Origin of the sequence: Limnobacter sp., assembly GCF_043511195.1 — a bacterium.
GTDB lineage: Bacteria > Pseudomonadota > Gammaproteobacteria > Burkholderiales > Burkholderiaceae_B > Limnobacter.
In genome coordinates this window covers 435,589-454,396 of record NZ_CP121330.1, presented here as the reverse complement: position 1 = coordinate 454,396, position 18,808 = coordinate 435,589, and the positions used below count along the sequence as shown (strand labels likewise).

The following is an 18,808-nucleotide window of genomic DNA, read 5'->3' as shown; positions in this document are numbered from 1 at the left end:
ATGAAAAACCCGCAACCCACCCCACTTGAAACCGAGTATTGGCGGCAGGTTAAGCGAATTACCTGGCGTTTGCTGGTTGTTTGGATCGCCTTGATCCTCAGCGTGGTGCTGTTCATTCCCCGGCTCGGGATCACTGTTTATGGGGTCCCGTTGACTTACTGGGTCATCTCAAGTGTTCTGCTTTTGAGTTTTTTAGGATTGGTTGCGTGCTACGCCTGGCGCATGGATAGGTTAGAATCAAGATTCAAACGAGCGGTGGAAAACAACCGCAACTATCTTGGAGACACGAATGAAAAGCAGCACCGGCGAGGTGGGAAAACCCCTCACTGACACCAAAGGCACGCCCCTGCGTTTTGTAACCGGCTCGTCGCTGTTCGACGGACACGATGCCGCGATCAACATGATTCGCCGCTTGTTGCAAAGCCAAGGTGCTGAAGTCATTCATCTGGGTCACAACCGTTCTGTTCAGGAACTGGTCGATGCCGCCATTCAGGAAGACGCCGACGGCCTGGCCGTAAGCTCCTATCAAGGCGGGCACAACGAATTCTTTAAGTACATGGTTGACGAACTGAAGGCCAACAACGCCGGTCACATCCAGGTGTTTGGCGGCGGTGGCGGGGTTATTTTGCCGTCCGAGATTGAGGCGCTTCAGGCCTATGGCGTGAACCGCATTTACAGCCCGCAAGACGGCCAGAAAATGGGCCTGGAAGGCATGATCGGTGACATGATCGCCCGTGCTGCACAAGTGCGCGACGCCCGCAAAAAAGCCGAGGTGGCTTGCACATCGGCTGGCATTCAGGCCTTGGCCAACAATTGGCCCCTGCTCACCCAGCTGATTACCCGCCTGGAGCGCGACGAAGTACCTGCCGCAGATCTTGAAGCCATTCGCGAACAAGCCAAAGCCAGCAAAACTCCCGTGTTGGGTATTACAGGCACGGGTGGTGCGGGTAAATCGAGCCTGACCGATGAGTTGATTCGCCGCCTGCGCATGGACCACGGCGACGACCTGACCATTGGCGTGGTCTGCGTAGACCCATCCCGCCGCAAAACCGGTGGCGCTTTGTTGGGCGACCGAATTCGAATGAATGCAATTGGCCCTTGGGCTGGCAATGGTCCCAAGGTGTTCATGCGTTCCCTGGCCACACGCGATTCCGCGCAGGAAGTGCCCGCCACCCTGCCCGACATTATTGCGCTGTGCCGCGCCACGGGTTTTGATGTGGTGCTGATTGAAACCCCCGGTATTGGCCAGGGCGATGCCGCCATTGTGCCGCATGTGGATTTCAGCCTGTATGTGATGACGCCTGAGTACGGCGCCGCCAGCCAGCTCGAGAAAATCGACATGCTCGACTTCGCCGATTTCGTGGCGGTGAACAAATTCGACCGCAAGGGCGCGCTTGATGCCCTGCGAGATGTGTGCAAGCAAGTGCAGCGCAACCGCATGGCGTTTACCAGCATGCCCGACACCATGCCTGTGTATGGCACCTTGGCCAGCCGCTTTAACGACGATGGTGTCAGTGCCTTGTACAAGGCATTGCGTGCAGCCTTGCCCATTGCCAAGCCTTCCAAAGGGCTTTTCAACGCGGTTGACACCAAACACTCCACCACCATGAAGGCGGTGGTGCCCTCTGAGCGTGTGCGCTACCTGGCCGAAATTGCGCAGGCTGTGCGCAGCTACAAGGCGCAGGTTCAGAAAGACGTGGTCTCGATGTACGACCTGGAATGCATGGAGCGTGCGCAGGCTTTGTTGCTGGCCCACAAGCCTGACAAAACCAAAGCAGTTGAAGCACTGGACGACATTGTTGAGCTGACCAACACCCGCATCAGCATGGCGGCTCAAAAGGCCATGAAAGATTATTCCAAATTGGCCGAAGGCTACCAAGGCGACACGCTGACTTACGAGGTGCGCGGCAAAGCCTTGCAGGCACCGCTAACGGTCACATCCCTTTGCGGTTTAAAAATCAACCGGGTCAGTTTGCCGAAGTTCACCAGCCGTGCTGATTTGTTGAAGTTCGTGATGCTGGAAAACCTGCCCGGTTACTTCCCGTTCACCGCCGGCGTATTCCCCGTGAAGCGAGAGGGCGAAGACCCCACCCGCATGTTCGCTGGTGAAGGCGACCCAGCGCGCACCAACCGTCGTTTTAAAATGCTCAGCAGCGCCAGCGACGCCAAGCGCTTGTCCACTGCATTTGATTCGGTCACCTTGTATGGTTTCGACCCCGATTTACGCCCCGATATTTACGGCAAGGTAGGCACCAGCGGCGTGAGCGTGGCCACACTCGACGACATGAAAGTGTTGTACAGCGGCTTTGATTTGTGCGCACCCAGCACCAGTGTGTCAATGACGATTAACGGCCCTGCACCCAGCATTTTGGCCATGTTCCTGAACACAGCAATTGACCAACAAGTGGACAAGTTCACGGCTGAGAACAAGCGCGCGCCGAATGCAGATGAATACGCGAACATCAAGGCTGCTACTTTGAAAGCGGTGCGCGGCACAGTGCAAGCTGACATTCTGAAAGAAGACCAAGGCCAGAACACCTGCATCTTCTCGACCGAATTCAGCCTGCGTGTGATGGGCGACATTCAGCAGTATTTCATCGACCATGAAGTGCGCAACTTCTACAGTGTGTCGATCAGTGGTTATCACATTGCCGAAGCCGGAGCCAATCCGATTTCACAACTGGCCTTTACGCTGAGCAACGGCTTTACATTTGTTGAGGCTTATCTGGCGCGTGGCATGAGCATTGACGATTTCGCGCCCAACTTAAGCTTCTTCTTTTCCAACGGTATGGACCCGGAATACACGGTGATGGGCCGGGTGGCGCGGCGCATCTGGGCCATCGCCATGCGCGACCGTTACGGCGCCAGCGACCGCAGCCAGAAGTTGAAATATCACATTCAAACCAGCGGTCGCAGTTTGCACGCACAGGAAATTGCGTTCAACGACATACGCACCACATTGCAAGCCTTGATTGCCGTGTACGACCACTGCAACAGCTTGCACACCAATGCCTATGACGAGGCCGTGACCACGCCCACCGAAGAAAGCGTGCGCCGTGCCATGGCCATTCAGTTGATTATCAACAAGGAATGGGGCTTGGCCAAAAATGAAAATCCAAGCCAAGGCGCATTCATCATTGAAGAGCTGACTGAACTGGTTGAAAACGCTGTGTTGGATGAACTAGACCGCATCAGCGAACGCGGTGGTGTGTTGGGTGCCATGGAAACGGGTTACCAGCGCAGCAAAATTCAGGAAGAGTCGATGCATTATGAAATTCAGAAGCACGACGGAACCCTGCCAATTGTGGGTGTGAACACCTTCACCAATCCGAATGAGAACGCCGATTCCTTGAATTCGCTGGAGCTTGCCCGTGCCACCGAGGAGGAAAAGTTGAGTCAATTGGATCGCCTTGCGGATTTCCAGCAGCGGCATTCAGCAGAAAGCGCCGCCATGTTGGAGCGCTTGAAGCAAACAGCCATGGATGGTGGCAATGTGTTTGAGGTACTGGTGGATGCCGTGCGGGTTTGCTCGCTGGGGCAGATTACGCAGGCGCTGTTTGAAGTGGGCGGGAAGTATCGCAGGTCGATGTAAGAGTTGCCCATGGTGCATGTTGCTGCGGTTTATTGCGTAATTCAGTGTGAGCGACTTTTGATCTGAACTTGAAGGGTCACTGTTGCGGTTTCTTGCCAACCCGGCGTGGGTTACTCGTGCCGCACTGAAAACCGCTTGATCCCTCTTTGAATTTATTCTTGCTCACCGAGCTCGGCAAAAGGGCGGGCCGAGTCTCGGTGTCGGCTTGAAGCCGACCGCTGCGAATAAACTCAAACGGGGCGGTTTCCTTGAAGTGCGTCCCAAGCAATCCCACTGCCGAGTTGGCTTAAACCTCCCGTGCGCGACCACTTGCAAGTTCAACGCCCAATCGGCGGCGGTGTTTCGATCGCCTCGCCTTCAAGAAAACCTGCCCGTTTGAATTCACCCGCCACGGTCGGCCATCGGCCGGCACCGAGACTCGGCCCGCCTTTTTGCCGAGCGAGGTGAGTCAGGGTGAATCTCAAAAAGGGAAATACAGGTTTTCAGGCGAGAGATTGAAACCCAAGCCGATTGGGGCAGCTAACCAGCAGTTGAGTGAGCAACAACCCAAGCCGATCGGGCTAAAAAACCGGCGGCCGTACTTTGCGGTAAGATGAATCCCTCGCAGTAAATACACAACAAGCAGCACCATGAAACTCAACGCCGATCTCTCCAAACGCGCAGTCGTCAACAGCAACGAAGTGGAATGGGTACAGTCCCCAGCCCCTGGGGTTTGGCGCAAGCCGCTGGAACGCGATGGTGATGAAGTGGCTCGCCTTACCTCGATTGTTCGTTACGACGCAGGCTGTGCGTTTCCTGAACACGAGCACGGTGGCGGCGAAGAATTCTTCGTGTTGGACGGCACGTTCGAAGACGAGTTTGGTGCTTACCCGGCTGGCACCTTTGTAAAGAACCCGGTGGGGACCAAACATTCACCCAAGTCCACCGAAGGTTGCACCATTCTGGTCAAGCTGCGCCACATGCGGCCAGAGGATCAAACCCCTGTGGTGATCAACACCAACCATGCGGAATGGCGGCAGGGTCTTGTTCCCGGCTTGAAGGTGATGCCGCTGGACAGTTTTGAGACCCGCCACACCGCCTTGGTGAAGTGGGCGCCTGGTACCTATTTCAATATGCACCGCCACATGGGTGGCGAAGAAATTTTCGTGCTTGAGGGTGTGTTTTCAGATGAACACGGCGACTACCCGGCCGGCACTTGGTTGCGCAGCCCGCATGCCAGTGCGCACACACCATTCAGCAAACCCGGTTGTACCATTCTTGTGCGCACAGGGCATTTGGTCGACCAATAGATCACATTTGCCGCATATGTCATTTTGGTGACTTGTCGCTTAGGGTGAATCCACAAATCCCTTTCCGCATGTATCCGGTATCAAGGCTATCTATTCCGGGTGCACACCATGCGTTATTCCTGTTTTGCTCACATTGTTCTGTTTTCTGCTTTGCTGGCTGCTTGTAACGGCAATGGGGGCGAAGCAATCGGGGACGCTGGGCGTATCGAGGGCCAGGAAAATCTGCCAAGCTTAAGAGCAGGAAGCGACCAGCAAGCTGCCGAGCGCAGCACCATCGAACTGCGCGCCGCGGTACAAAACACGGATCAAAATTCAGTGGTGGCCTACGCCTGGTTTCCGGCCAGTGAAGAAACGGTGTTCTTTGGCGATGCAGGCCGATCAGACGAATCAGTTCTGAATTTGCAATTGCCGCAAGTCACCAACGACACCTCCGTTGAATTCGTGGTGCAGGCCCAGCTATCCAATGGCACCGTGCTTGAGGATCGGGTTCAAATCACCATCCGAAACACCTTTGACAATGCCATGCCCGTGGTCAACACCACCGTGGCTCCCATCGGGCTTGATAACCGCTTGGCTGCAAGTGCCTGTGAGTCCACCGATTCCGATGGCACCATTCAAACTTACCAGTGGCGCAATGAAACACTGAACATTCAATACGAAGAAACAAGCTGCAATTTGAATGAGCAGCTTCCCAATTCGCCAGAATCACAAACCTACACCTTACGGGCAATAGCAATTGACAACGAAGACGGCTTGGGCTTCAAACTGTTCAATGTCGCTACCCCCAACCGCCCAGCCAACACAGCACCAGTCATACAAAATGCAAGCGCATTGCCCGAACCAGTACGCCCCGGTGAGACCCTGACACTGCAAGCAAACGCCAGTGATGCGGATGGAGACACTCTGTTTTATCGCTGGACACAAACTGCTGGCACCATGCTGACAGTCAGCAATGCCGACAAAGCCATGGCCCAAGTGCAAATACCGCCTGATCTGGCCAACCAAACCCTCACTTTCCGAATCGAAGTGTCTGATCGCGCCAATTTCCAAGCCTCGGTCAGCCAGCGCAATGTCGATGCGAGCGTGCGCAGTAACACCAGCAGCAACGCCGGGCTTTTGGAATGTTTGCAAGATCCAACGCGCCTGGGTTGCCCCTTGGCTGGCTTGTTGTCAGCACCGCCAGTCGGCGTCCAGCAACCGAACAGTGCGCAGTTCTCAGCGGGCCAATGCACGCCGTTCTATGGCGCTGGTGCGAACGGTCAAGGTTATTCCCACCTGCTGGGCGCCATGCACGAGCACACCGCTTATTCGGATGGTCAGGCCAATACCGATCCATTGCAGGTCTACCAACAAACCCGCGAGCGCGGCATGAACTTCGTGATGTCGTCTGATCATTCGGACAACCTGGCCATTCCCCTGGCCTTGCCCGATCCTGACAACTGCACCGACAACCCTTTGTCTTGTCTCATTTCCGACCCAGACAATTTGCCCAATAGTCTGACCAAGTGGCGCAGTACTTTGAACCAAGCCAATCAGGTCACTGGCGAATCACCTGGCCTGTTTACCGCCATGCGTGGTTTTGAGTGGACCTCTGATCGCTTTGAGCATGCCAATGTGTACTTGAGCAAGCACAACATCAACGCTAAGCTTGGGCCCGGCTACGCGGTGTCCATGGACCTGTTCTGGCAGTGGTTTGTGTTGTCTCCACAATTGGGCGGTGGTGGGGACGGGCTCATGGTGTTTAACCACCCAGGCCGCGAGGATGCCCTTCACAGCGCGTTGCTGCAAATTGGCGAAGGTGTGGGTCAGGCCACCCGCATGGCGGGCGCCTTGGGCGCGCTGAACGTATTTCAGCAAGGCGATCCGGCCTATGCTTTCAACGACTTCAAATACGTGGCACCCGCAGACTATCGCGTGGTGGGGCTGGAAGTGTTTGGCAAGGGCGATGAATACGACACCGACGGCAAGTTTGGTTCCTGGTACGGCCATGCCCTCGACAAAGGCTGGTACCTGGGCCCAGCGGGTTCCGAGGATCATCACGAAACCAACTGGGGCGGTGCCAATTTGCCCAAAACAGTGGTGATCGCCCGCGCCAACAATCAGGCCGATATTCGCGAGGCCTTTTTGGCCCGTCGCTTTTACACGGTGGCTCAAAATGAAAATACCTTGCGCATGAACTTTGAGGCTGTTCAGCCTTCATCACAAAGTCAGCAGCGCCTGCCCATGGGTTCACGCATTGGCACCCGGTCCAACACGGTTCAGTTTGAAGTCAACATTCGCAGCACGCAGCCCATGGACCCACTTCAGGACATGTCGTTTGAATTGTTCAGCTCGCAGTCCGGCCCAGCCACCAACGAGACAGGGAACTATCAGCCCTTGAAAACCCAGGCAGGCCGAACTGGCCGGTTTGAGGTAGAGCCTGATGATGGCAAGAATTGGTATTTCGTGCGCGTCAAGCGTGGCGATCGCATTGTGGCTGTAAGCGCGCCAATTTGGGTGTTCAAAGGCAGCGACCCATTGCCGGAGTGCGCACCACTTTGATTCTATTTCCTTAATACTGAAAACAAGAGGTAACAATACCCGACTACCCTCGAATGCTTGAGCAGCAAAAAGTAGAGGTAGTCGTGTACAAAGCAACATTAAAAAGTCTGGTGTATTTGGGTGCGGTTGGCACATTGGCCGCCTGTCTGGGCGGCGGTAACGGCAGCGTGGCCGTCAATCCATCCGAAGTTCTTCCAGCAACGGCATTTGAGCTTCAAGTGCTTCACATCGCCGACATGGACAGTGGCGGCAACCTGGTCGAAAACTCACAAAATATTTCCGCGATTCTTTCCAAGTTTCGTGCTGAAAAACCAGACAACACCGTATTTTTGAGTTCTGGTGACAACTACATTCCCGGTTCCTTTTTCAATGCATCCGCAGACCCTTCACTTGCCGAAGAGTTGGGAGTACCCAGCGCAGGCCGCGGCGATATTGAAATTTTGAATCAGTTGGGCCTTGATGCCTCTGCATTCGGTAACCATGATTTTGATCAAGGTACTGCCAAAGTCCGAAACCTGATTGCCCCTGAAACAGCTTCTGGTCAAACCTGGCGCGGCGCCCAGTTCCCCTACCTGTCTGCGAACATCGATTTCTCAGGCGATGCCAATTTGGCAAGCCTCGCCGACCCCGCCAATGACGGGCAGGAAGCAAGCTCACTTGCCGGCAAAATTGCAAAGTTTGTTGTCATTACAGTGGACGGCAAAGAAATCGGCGTGGTGTCTGCCGCCACCCCCACCCTACCAACCATCACAACGCTGAATGGCGCCACAGTCAGCCCAGCGCTGGACGGTAATGGTAGTTTCTCAATAGACGACCTGGCTGCTGAAATTCAGCCCTCGGTGAATCAATTACTGAACCGAGGCATCGACAAAATCATCTTGCTGGGTCACATGCAGCAGATCTCGGTAGAAGAGCAGTTGGCGTCGCGTTTGACTGGTGTTGACCTGATCATTGCGGGTGGTTCGAATACACGTTTGTTTGATTCGAACGATTTGATCCGCGCAGGGGACACAAGCCAGGGCGAGTATCCCAAGCAATTTACCTCAGCCAGTGGCGAACCTGTTTTGCTGGTGAACGTGGACGCAGATTACAAGTACTTGGGTCGCATTGTGTTGCCATTCGATGAAGACGGTGAAGTGATTGTTGGCAAGCTGGACCCTGCCGTGAATGGTGCCTATTCCACTGACGCAACTGGTCTTGCAGCGCTCGGGCTGGATGCTGCAGATCGGCAAGCAGAAGTTTCTGCAATTGCTCAGGATATTCTTGCAGTCAATCAAGCCCTGGAAGGCGTTATTCTGGGCTCTACCAGCGTGTACCTCGAGGGCGATCGCGCCTTTGTGCGCAAGCAGGAAAGTAACTTGGGCAATTTGACTGCTGACGCCAACCTGGCCGCTGGCCAAGACAGCGACATGTTGACTGCAGTTTCCCTGAAGAACGGTGGCGGTATTCGTGGTTCGATCGGCGCGATCATTGTTCCTGCTGGCGGCACTGGCAGTGCCCAGAAACTTCCCCCACAACCCGATGAGTCAGTGGGCAAGCAAGAGGGCGATATTTCGCGTGGTGACATTGAGCGTGCACTTTCATTCAACAACGCCCTGAGTTTGCTCGACATCACAGCCCAGCAACTGAAAGATTTGCTGGAGCACGGCGTATCCAACTATGATCTTGCTCAAGCTCAAGGGGCTGGCCAGTTTCCTCAAGTTGGTGGCTTGCGTTTCAGCTTTGACCCCACCGCAGCGGCAGGTTCGCGGGTGCGCACCATTGTTGTCAATGATCCCGATGGCTTGGGCCCCTTGACTGGTCCTCAGACCGTGTTCTCGGGCGGTCAGTTCCGTGTGCCGGTTAATCAGGTGTATCGCATGGCCACACTCAGCTTCCTGGCCGATGGCGGCGATGGATACCCCTTCCCGACCACGAACGTGAATCGCGTTGAACTGGACACCACAGGTGACGCAGGTTTTGCCGTGGAAGGTCGTGAACAACAAGCCTTGGCGGACTTTCTGGAAGCCACAACATCGCGAGCCATGCCATTCGCACAGGCCGACTCAGGTGCCGATTTTTCAATCGACGAACGCATTGTGATTTTGGCAAACGGTCGCTCTGATCCGCTGCCTCAGTAGTAGCCAGCCCGATTGGCGACCACTGGCCCCGTCCGGTCAAGACTGGCGGGGTTTTTTTATGCCCAAACCCGTTAAAACTCTTCAGCCCACTTCTTGAACTGATTCAGCGAGCCCTTGAACAAATGGTCCAGGTCGGCCAAATGTTCGTCCACAAACTCCCGCACCACCGAACTGGTGCTGGCGGGTTCCACCCGCAAGTGGGCTTCGCATTGGCCGTCGGCATTGCTCACCCGCATGTTCAGCTTGTGCGCAATGCGCAGCATGGCCTCGTTGTCCATCAGGGTGTATATGAACAGCATTTCAATGCCTTCATTGCGCGCACGGCGCAAAGCCCGCTGAAACAACAAAGTTCCCAAGCCATGGCCGCGCATATTGGCGTCCAGCGACAAACCCAGCTCGGCGCCTTTGGGGGCAGTGCTGTCTGCAGACGAATTCAGTTCAGCCAGGTGCACAACGCCCAGCAATACATCGTCCCGTCCGAAAATACCGAATACGGAATCGCGTTCAAAATCAAGACTGGCAGCGTACTTGGCAATTGCAGCGTCGCCCAGCGCATAACTGAAGCGCAAACGGCGATCGGTTTCGTCCAATGCCAGCAAGTGTGCAAGAATTAACGGTCGGTGCGATTCATCCAGTTCCACAATGGGTACCTTGGACAATCCAAGAATGGAAGCAGCCCGGCGTCCGAGGACGCTGGGAATATCAAACCATTCAATGGGCTCTGACGACATGATGAACTCGATTGCAAAAATTGTGAAAATCGGAAATATGCCTACATGATCCACCAACAAGAAAGCAAGCCGCAACCCAACACCCCGCAAGTTGGAGTACCACTTCAAATTCGGGAACTGGGCTTGGTGGACTATTTGCCCACCTGGGAGGCCATGCGAAATTTCACAGACGCCCGTTCAGAACAGCTTAGCGACGAGATCTGGATTTGTGAACACCCCCCTGTATTCACTTTGGGCCTTGCAGGTGACCCTGCCCACATGTTGCAGCGCAACAACATCCCTTTGGTGAATACCGACCGCGGCGGCCAAATTACCTATCATGGCCCCGGGCAAATCGTAATTTATCCTTTGCTGGACCTTCGCCGCTTTGGCCTGAAGGTGCGCGAGTACGTCCAACTGCTTGAACAAAGCATTATTGACGCCTTGGTCGCAGTGGGTGTGGCAGATGCCCAACGCAAACCAGGTGCGCCCGGTGTGTACACCATGCACCATGGCAGCCTGGCCAAAATAGCAGCCTTGGGCATCAAGATCCGCAAGGGCTGTAGTTATCACGGCCTGTCATTGAATGTGAACATGGATTTGACACCGTTTCAGCAAATAAACCCTTGTGGTTACGCGGGTTTGGAAACAGTGGACTTGGCCACGATTGGTGTTAAAATTTCACCTTCTGAGATGCAAGTGCATCTGATGAAATACCTGATTCAACACCTTGAGGCTGCGCGATCCGCGGTGTCAAAGTAAACAAACGGCCAATTCACCCTATGGCCAGGGAGCAAAAACGTGTCCGAGATCAATGAAAAGTCAGCCGTTGCCAAAGAACTGAGCGCGGTGAGCGATCCGACCGTCAAACAGAAAGCAGCCGCGAAAACAGCCCGTATTCCCATCAAAATTGTGCCGGTGGAGCAGCTGAAAAAGCCCAGCTGGATTCGTGTAAAAGCAGGCTCGCCTTCCACCCGTTTCTACGAAATCAAGGAAATTCTGCGCGAGCACAAGTTGCACACCGTGTGCGAAGAAGCGTCTTGTCCCAACATCGGTGAATGTTTTGGCAAAGGCACCGCCACCTTCATGATCATGGGCGACAAGTGCACCCGCCGTTGCCCCTTCTGCGACGTGGGCCATGGCCGCCCCGACCCGCTGGATGAAAACGAACCCCTGAATTTGGCGAAAACCATTGCCGCATTGCGCCTGAACTACGTGGTCATTACCAGCGTAGACCGCGACGACCTGCGCGACGGTGGCGCCGGCCATTTTGTGGCCTGTATTGAAAAAACCCGTGAACTGTCGCCCAACACCAAAATTGAAATTCTGGTGCCTGATTTCCGTGGTCGCCTGGACCGTGCGCTTGGCATTCTCAATGCCGCCCCGCCCGACGTGATGAACCACAACCTGGAAACCACCGAGCGCCTGTACAAGGAAGCCCGCCCCGGTTCGGACTACAAACATTCGTTAAAGCTTTTGCAAGACTTCAAAAAAGCCCACCCCGACACGCCCACCAAAAGCGGCATCATGGTTGGGCTTGGTGAAACCGACGAAGAAATTCTGCAAGTGATGCGCGACATGCGCGAACACCAAGTGGACATGATCACGATTGGCCAGTATCTGGCCCCCTCGGGCCACCACCTGCCTGTGCGCAGGTACGTGCACCCCGATGTGTTTAAAATGTTTGAAGAAAAAGCCTATGAAATGGGCTTCACCCACGCAGCGGTGGGTGCCATGGTGCGCAGTTCATACCATGCCGATGAACAGGCGCATGGTTTGGTGTAAAGCACAGCGGGATTAAAGTTCCCGCTTGTCTGCACACTCGCCCAGGCTGCCATCCAGCCGGCAACGAATTCGCTTCAGAATCTTCATCATTTCGGGGTCATAAAACCCGTCTGCCGTCATTTGAATTCTGGATTCACGCATCAGCACATCGTACTTGGCACGGTCAGTCTCGGGAATGTCCAGCCAGGCGGCAGCGGGCACTGCTTTCTCAGAAGTGTCTACCAATGCAATGGCGCGCTCAAACTGTTTTTGAACCCATTCACGAGATTTTTGCCCATATCCTTCTGGAAACTTGTCTTTGCGAATCAAAATATTGGCGGTTAGCTGCACCAATGGAAAACGGTAAATGCCGCCCTTGCTGCCAATGCCTTTGTACAACTCCAACGGTTGATAGGCAATTGCGGGCGCGGCAATAATGTCCACCTGGCCATTGTTGAACTTGGTGCCGAAGTTGATCACCTCGCTGGCAACCGGTTGTGCACCCAATTGCTGCACCATTTTTGCTTGCGACTTGTCGTAGTCCAGTACCGCAATTTTTTTACCCGCCGCTTTTTCTACTGAATTAATTGCCCTGTCGTTCACCATCACATACGCGGCACCAATGGGCAAAATACCGGCCACTTCAAAAAGGCCCGAGGTCATTTTGTCATTCAGTTTCGGATTGCTTAACAGGTCGATCACGGTGCGCAAGTGCTTGTAGGTGGGTACCGCACCGATTGAATCTACACTGCCCACAAACTTGTTGAACTGGCGCCCACGCAAGGTGGAAATTGCGGCAGCATCGCATTTGCCGGTTTTGAAATCTTCGGCAGCCAGGCGTTCATCGACATACGCTTCCAGCTCAATGTTTACCCCCCATGCTTTGGCGGCGATTGCGTAATCTTTTGCCTGTGCAAAGGCAGGCCCACTGCGACCAGCAATATCAAAAATACACATTTTGGTGCTTTCTGCATGGGCCTGGAAGGGGGCGGCCAGGCTGGCGCCCAGCAATACGAGTGCTGCAGCTTTGATGGTGTTCATTTCGTCTCCAGTAGTTTTGGGCTTTTTTTGTAATATTTCAGCCCCTTGATTTTTTTTATTCTACAGAATAATTAATCCACTTCGTCCACCGAGAACCAGGCGGCCGCCAGTCCGTCGCCGCAAGCTGTTGTTGTGCAGGTGGTCACGCCCTCCAGCGGTGCGCTGTTTTCCTGAATCAATCCAAATCCGTAATGGTCAGTCATGTTCAGTTGTGAGTAATCACGCGGGTCTTCTGTGACGATGACCAGAAATTGGTTGCTGCCGGCGGGTCCCGTTGCCTGTATGGGTTCATTGCCAGGAGGCAGCAGTATTTTTTCATTCGCCTTGATCGTGACCTGGGGCACGCGAACATTGGGTAGCAACTGAATGACTGATTGATCAGATGACAGCACATACACGGCCACATATCCGTTCAATGGCGATTGAACCTGAAACCTCAACAAGTCCTCACCGATTTTCAGTACAGGATTGTCCATGTGAATACTCAAGGCGCTCTCCGCTTTGGCGAGTACCTTTTGAAATACAGGGGCAATCGGGTTGTCAGGTATTTCGGGTTCAGCTTGCATTGCAATTACTGTGGGTTTTGCAACAACGTCTTCAGGCGTATTGCTCGTTGTGACGCCAAGCAAGGCGATACCCGCAAACGCCACCGCAAACAATGCTGCGGATACAACCCCCATTGTTAAACGTTTTGTAGTTCGGGATGAAGTTAAAACGTGCGGCAAGTTCGCGCTCGGTTTTGGCTGCAGGGCGTTGCGAAAATCGGCCATGCTGGCAGTTCTGTCATGCACCTGTACACGCAAGGCATGGTCAATGGCTTGTTTGATTTCTGCATTGAACTGCAATTCAACCCGGGTTTCTAGCGGCACGTAAGTGTCATTGACCAATCGACTGACCGATGAAGGAGGTGTTTTGCCAGTGATCAAATAATGTGCAACAGCGGCCAGTGCATACACGTCAGTCCAGGGACCTTGCGTCATGGTGGGCACCTCGGCATATTGTTCTATGGGTGCGTAGCTCGCTTTCAATATCACCGTAAATGGTTGCGAGACACTGCCAATTGCTCTGCGTGCGGCACCAAAATCAAGAAGAATGGGAAGCCCGGTGCCTTCCTGAATAATGATATTTTCGGGTGAAATATCACGGTGATAGCACTGCTGCGCATGCATGCATTCCAGGGCCTCGGTCAATGCCACAAGCCAATTCAGCAGCAGGTCATTCGAAATGGGTTCGGCGTGTTGGTCTGCATACTGCTTCAGTGTTATGCCCTGATACAAGGGCATGACCATGTAAGCGGTGCCCTGCATTTCCCAGAATCGGTATACCTTGACAAGTGCTGCATGGTCGAACTGGGCCAACAAACGCGCTTCATTCACAAAGCTGCTCAAGCCCGATTCGTAGGTGCCGCGGTGTCGCTCCTCCCTTACTTTCACAGTACCTCTTGGTGTTCGTACGGCGAGTGCACTTGGGAAGTATTCTTTGAGCGCAACCAGCCGCTCGAGCATGGGGTCCCAGGCTTTGTAAACAATGCCAAATCCACCAATTCCGATGACATCGCGAATTTCAAGTCCCTCAATTTGTGTGCCGTGCGTAAGCGTGTCAGGACTGCCGGGCTTGTCGAGATGGCCTGAATCGGTGGGCGCAGGCTGAATCACGGTAATGTCTGCTGTCATGGCGCTGTATTCAAACCAAACAGCGTTTCAAAGGCACTGATGTCGGGCAGTCCTTGGTATCGTGTCAACCATTGGACCGAACCCGAGAATTCAAGCCGATACCAATGGCTGTCAGTATCTTCGGTGGTCAAGGCGTGTGTACTTTGCAGTTCGGGCAGAAGATCAAGCGCATCGCCGAACCGTTTCAATGTCCACTCTTCATCCAGCGCGCTGGCGCATAGTGTGTGCGCCTGTAAAAACCAACTTGCCAATTCTTCGTGATTCGGGCGCGTTGTTAAAGCCCTGTCCAGTTGCTCCATGAGTACAAAAGGAAACGCGCGGCCCGCTTTGTCCACAGAGGGCATGATCACACCGACTGCACTTTGACCGCTCAGGGCTGGCAGGGCTTTTCCCCCCAACAGAAAACCGTGCATTGGGGCCTGATAGTATGCGTTTGTCCAGGCAGCGCCATGTTTTTCGTGACCATTTTGCATGGCTGCGCTTAGCCAAAGATCCAAAGCGTTAAGCAGGGGCTCAGACATGTTGTTACTACAAAAATCGCCGACACAAGGCAGTTTGCCAAACCAGGACACCGCGCGTTTTTCCCGTTTCATAAATTCCCCGGACATCTAAACTGCCGAAGTTCACTTAAGCGAAGTGGATTGAATGCCGAATTGGCCAACACCTCAAAATCAAACTGTTTGCCTTCAAGTACAAAGCGTGCCCTGAACTTTTCCGGGCGCTCCGTGTTCTCGATTTGCGCGGCATCAAACATTCGAAACAAGGCCCAGGGGCCGTTGTAAGTTTTGTGTGCACCCTCGGATGCCCGGATGCGCAAAGTGCTCGAAGGGGCCTGCCCACCCCATTGAATGCGGTGACTAGGTTGAAACTGTTTAGAAAACATTTTCAACTCCCCATTGGTTTCAAGATAAAAAACATCGCTCGGGTGGCTTGATTGCACCAAGCGCATTTCCACATCAAATTTCGCCACTGCAGAATTGCCTGAGAAAAATACGTCGCGAATTCTTGCGGCACGCTGAAATTGAATCAGCGACGGGTTGTTCGGTGCTTGCGATCCGTCACCGAGCGGTTTCAGTTTCCAGCTCGGCCCGCCGGTATCCACCACCTGGCTTAGGCGGCTCATGAAAAACTGATCCATCAATCCATTCGGTGCAAAAAAACGGGCAAAGTCATCGCTTAGTACATCCAGACCCGATCCGGGGTGAATGGGGTAGCGATTGGACACAGTTCGCCGACAAATTTCCTGCAGTGGCCGCAGGTCAGCGCTTAGATTGGCTCGCTCGGCTGCACGGCCCTGCGCACTGCCTTGCCCTGCCAATTGCCCGACAATGGCGCGAACTGGTTCTGGTAAAACCCCGGCACCCACCTGCAATGAATCCATGGAAGCCGCAGGTGGTGGCGCAGACTTGCTTTTTTTTGCACTGGCAATGGCCGCCAGTTGTGCGTAAAGATCATTCAACAAGCCAGACACCTGGTTGTATGCAGGTGGATTGCCTTCAAATAGGTTGTTGATGTCGCTGAAGTAATCGTCGACCTGTTGCTCGAGCGGCGCCTCAAAGTCTGTGGCTTTAAAATCGGAACCTGCCAAAAGTGCCGCGCTTGGGGACAAGGTTTGTTGGGCTTTCTGGTTTGTGAGCGTCTCAAGTTTCTCGCCGGTTTTCACCAGTCCACCTGCAAGCCGGGTATTTTCCGAAACCTCTTCAAGGAATTTTTTCAAGGGAGATTGAGGCGAGGCCAGAACCCGCGCAAGATCAACTGCTTGTTCAAACTGGGCGGGTCGCTGAATCTGGACATCTTTCAGATAGCTGTCCCAAATACGGATGTAATCGCGAATGTACAAACCGCGAACCTGACTCAGAAGTTCGGATATTTGAGTTGCCTTGACTGAGCTGCTTGTTCTACTTTCTCCCATCACCCAGCTGGATTCCTGTGTCAGGCGATTCGCTTGATCTGGCAACTGTTTTAGAAAGTACTTGATGTAGGTGTCACGTGTGTAGATCGCATCAATTCCCTGGCTTAAGGATTGACCACTGGGCCGCGTAAATATCGCAGCTGAACTTGCGCCCACCGCACCGATCAAATTAAAGCCGCCATTCGGTTCTGGTCTGTAAAATCGAACCATGCGCTTGTACAGCCTGTCATCCAGAGCCTGAGCGCCAATCACTTGTCGTGCGGTTTCAATCAGCTCATCGTCTTTCTCAGGCAAACCACCTGGTGCCCCCAGGGCAATTGCTGCCTGCAGGTGTTGTATGGCGGCGTCTTGCAGCGGCGGCGCATAGCTGGCCAGAACATTCTGCTGCCAGTCAAACACCACCCAGCTCGCCAGCGCCTGCGCATCATAATGTGTGGGTGAATGAATCATGACATACGCTTTCAATGACTCGTAGGCCAGTTCCATGTCTTGGTTCAGGGCCGTACGTAACCTGTCCTCCAAACGCTTTGCAATCCTTGGCATCAACGCTGTTTCAAGCGCTTTGTGATAGGCCAATTGTTCGGCTTGGCGCAATTTGTCGTCCTGGTTTAATCCAAGATGGTGTGTAAAACCCGCTGGGCTGGGTTGAGCAATATCTTGCAGCCGGCTAAGCGTCGAGAACAGGGGTTGCAAAGAGGCCTGCGACTCGGTCTGCAAGGTAGACGCCTGCCCGGACACTGCACGGCTTGTCTGCAAGGTTTGGTCAAGCGTTGTGCTGTTGTTGCTGTAGCTAATCCACCAGCCAAGCAACAACAAAGACAGCAGGGCCGCCGAGCCACCTAACAGGCCGATGTAAATTGCGCGTTCAAACAGTGCCGTTTTTTTAACGTACCCGGCCAAATGCTGTTCTTGAAAAACAACTTTGGCCAACAATTCACGAATGAAAAAACTTTTACCCTGCTTGCCTGTGGGCGTTTCCAGTGCTTTATTCGGGGCAATGCCCAGTGCAATTCGATCAAATACATTGCCTTCCTGAGTGCCGCTGCTCAGATAAACTCCACGCAGCACAACGGGTTGCTCAAATGGACTGTCTGATTGCAGTGCCTGCTGTAGAAGACCTTCAATAGCGGGCTTCAGTTGGGCAAAGGCCAGTGGAAATTCAAACAGTTTGATGCGTTTGTTTTCTTGCTCCTCTTCCTCAAGTCGTTGGTTAAGTTGCTCGCCCAGGTGCTCAAACATGTGGCTTAACGCATTGGGTAGCGTCTGTTTCAGCGTTGTGTCCAAAGCATTGGGGTGATCAAAATTGACTCCCCAGGCCTTGGCTCGATCAACTTCGGCGAGTCGCCCAAAGGTTTCACGAAAACCGGTCAGCAAGTCGAGTTTGGTGATCAACACATACACCGGCGGACACATGCCCAGCGCACGGATCATTTCCTGAAGGCGCAGGGCAATCTTGGTGGCTGTGTCTTTTTGCTTTGATTCACTGTCCAGTAATTCTTGAACGCTGATCGTGAGCAATACGCCGTTGAGTGGTTGCTTGGGGCGATGTTTCTTGAGCAGGTTCAGAAACGAATTCCATCCTGCCGAGTCGGTGTTGTGGTCTGAATCCTGTGTGGTGAAGCGGCCGGCTGTGTCGATCAGGACCGCTTGATCCGTAAACCACCAGTCGCAATTTCGGGTTCCCCCCACACCCTTGATCGCATCTTTTCCCAAGGGGTCTTGCAGCGGAAAACGCAGACCTGCATTTTTCAGGGCAGTGGTTTTGCCGCTGCCAGGCGGACCAATCATGACATACCAGGGAAGTTGGTATAAACCTGGTTTGCTTTGATACCAGGCCTTTCGGGATTGATGCTGCTTGAGCATGTGCACCGCCTGGTTGAAGATATCCTGAAGCTTCGCAGTTTGTGCAAAAGCCTGTTCATCCTGGCGGGTCAGTTCCGCTTTCAATGCCTGCTCAGCTGTGCGAACTTTCCACCAGCGCCCGGTCAGTGGAATAAAAACAAGCAGCCCGACAATCAAAATCAACAGGGCTTGGGCCCACCATTTTTCAAACGGTTTTATTTCGCCAATCGCAATGATGGGACCCACCAGCCAAATGAATACAGCAAGCCCTGAAAACGCCAAAAGGCTTAAAGCAAATCTCAAAAACATAGTGAACTCGAAGGT

Annotated in this window: 12 protein-coding genes; 7 read left to right on the top strand and 5 right to left on the bottom strand. The window is 53.7% G+C overall.

The genetic code is table 11. The annotated features are described in order from the left end of the window. The 5 genes from P0D43_RS02195 (at position 1) to P0D43_RS02175 (ending at position 9,542) form a co-directional block, all read left to right on the top strand. On the top strand, positions 1-330 hold the full coding sequence (locus P0D43_RS02195) for a DUF4212 domain-containing protein (protein WP_341237676.1): 330 nt from the start codon (positions 1-3) through the stop codon (positions 328-330). Then, positions 290-3,592 (top strand): fused isobutyryl-CoA mutase/GTPase IcmF, encoded by a 3,303-nt coding sequence (gene icmF, locus P0D43_RS02190; protein ID WP_394673111.1) that lies wholly within the window; start codon positions 290-292, stop codon positions 3,590-3,592. Before P0D43_RS02195 ends, icmF begins: the two co-directional genes overlap by 41 nt. A 629-nt stretch (positions 3,593-4,221) precedes the next feature. Further along, positions 4,222-4,881, top strand: a complete 660-nt coding sequence (locus tag P0D43_RS02185) for a cupin domain-containing protein (RefSeq protein WP_394673110.1) — start codon at positions 4,222-4,224, stop codon at positions 4,879-4,881. Between the two features lie 108 nt (positions 4,882-4,989). Then, the gene (locus P0D43_RS02180; protein ID WP_394673109.1) at positions 4,990-7,422 is read left to right on the top strand and encodes an Ig-like domain-containing protein; all 2,433 of its coding nucleotides are present in this window, start codon (positions 4,990-4,992) and stop codon (positions 7,420-7,422) included. Between the two features lie 53 nt (positions 7,423-7,475). Beyond that, positions 7,476-9,542 carry a bifunctional metallophosphatase/5'-nucleotidase gene (locus P0D43_RS02175; RefSeq protein ID WP_394673108.1) on the top strand — a complete coding sequence of 689 codons (2,067 nt, stop codon included), beginning with the start codon at positions 7,476-7,478 and terminating at the stop codon, positions 9,540-9,542. Positions 9,543-9,613: 71 nt separating this feature from the next. On the opposite strand, the gene P0D43_RS02170 is transcribed toward P0D43_RS02175, so the two are convergent. Beyond that, entirely contained in the window at positions 9,614-10,273 is a 660-nt protein-coding gene (locus P0D43_RS02170; protein WP_394673107.1) for a GNAT family N-acetyltransferase, read from the bottom strand. Positions 10,274-10,318: 45 nt separating this feature from the next. Here P0D43_RS02170 and lipB point away from each other — a divergent pair, with 45 nt between their 5' ends. Both lipB and lipA read left to right on the top strand, forming a co-directional pair. Next, positions 10,319-11,014, top strand: coding sequence for a lipoyl(octanoyl) transferase LipB (lipB, locus tag P0D43_RS02165; protein WP_394673106.1), 696 nt, complete (start codon positions 10,319-10,321; stop codon positions 11,012-11,014). A gap of 39 nt (positions 11,015-11,053) precedes the next feature. Continuing rightward, on the top strand, positions 11,054-12,037 hold the full coding sequence (gene lipA / locus P0D43_RS02160) for a lipoyl synthase (protein WP_159569136.1): 984 nt from the start codon (positions 11,054-11,056) through the stop codon (positions 12,035-12,037). Positions 12,038-12,049: 12 nt separating this feature from the next. Here the strand turns inward: lipA and P0D43_RS02155 are convergent, their stop codons facing one another. The 4 genes from P0D43_RS02155 to tssM all read right to left on the bottom strand — a co-directional run bounded on the left by P0D43_RS02155 (position 12,050) and on the right by tssM (position 18,793). Next, entirely contained in the window at positions 12,050-13,057 is a 1,008-nt protein-coding gene (locus P0D43_RS02155; protein ID WP_159569135.1) for a putative solute-binding protein, read from the bottom strand. 71 nt (positions 13,058-13,128) lie between these two features. After that, positions 13,129-14,730 carry a protein kinase gene (locus P0D43_RS02150; protein ID WP_394673105.1) on the bottom strand — a complete coding sequence of 534 codons (1,602 nt, stop codon included), beginning with the start codon at positions 14,728-14,730 and terminating at the stop codon, positions 13,129-13,131. After that, on the bottom strand, positions 14,727-15,323 hold the full coding sequence (tagF, locus tag P0D43_RS02145) for a type VI secretion system-associated protein TagF (RefSeq protein ID WP_341236746.1): 597 nt from the start codon (positions 15,321-15,323) through the stop codon (positions 14,727-14,729). Before tagF ends, P0D43_RS02150 begins: the two co-directional genes overlap by 4 nt. Continuing rightward, on the bottom strand, positions 15,320-18,793 hold the full coding sequence (tssM, locus tag P0D43_RS02140) for a type VI secretion system membrane subunit TssM (protein WP_394673104.1): 3,474 nt from the start codon (positions 18,791-18,793) through the stop codon (positions 15,320-15,322). Before tssM ends, tagF begins: the two co-directional genes overlap by 4 nt. Positions 18,794-18,808: the final 15 nt, after the last annotated feature.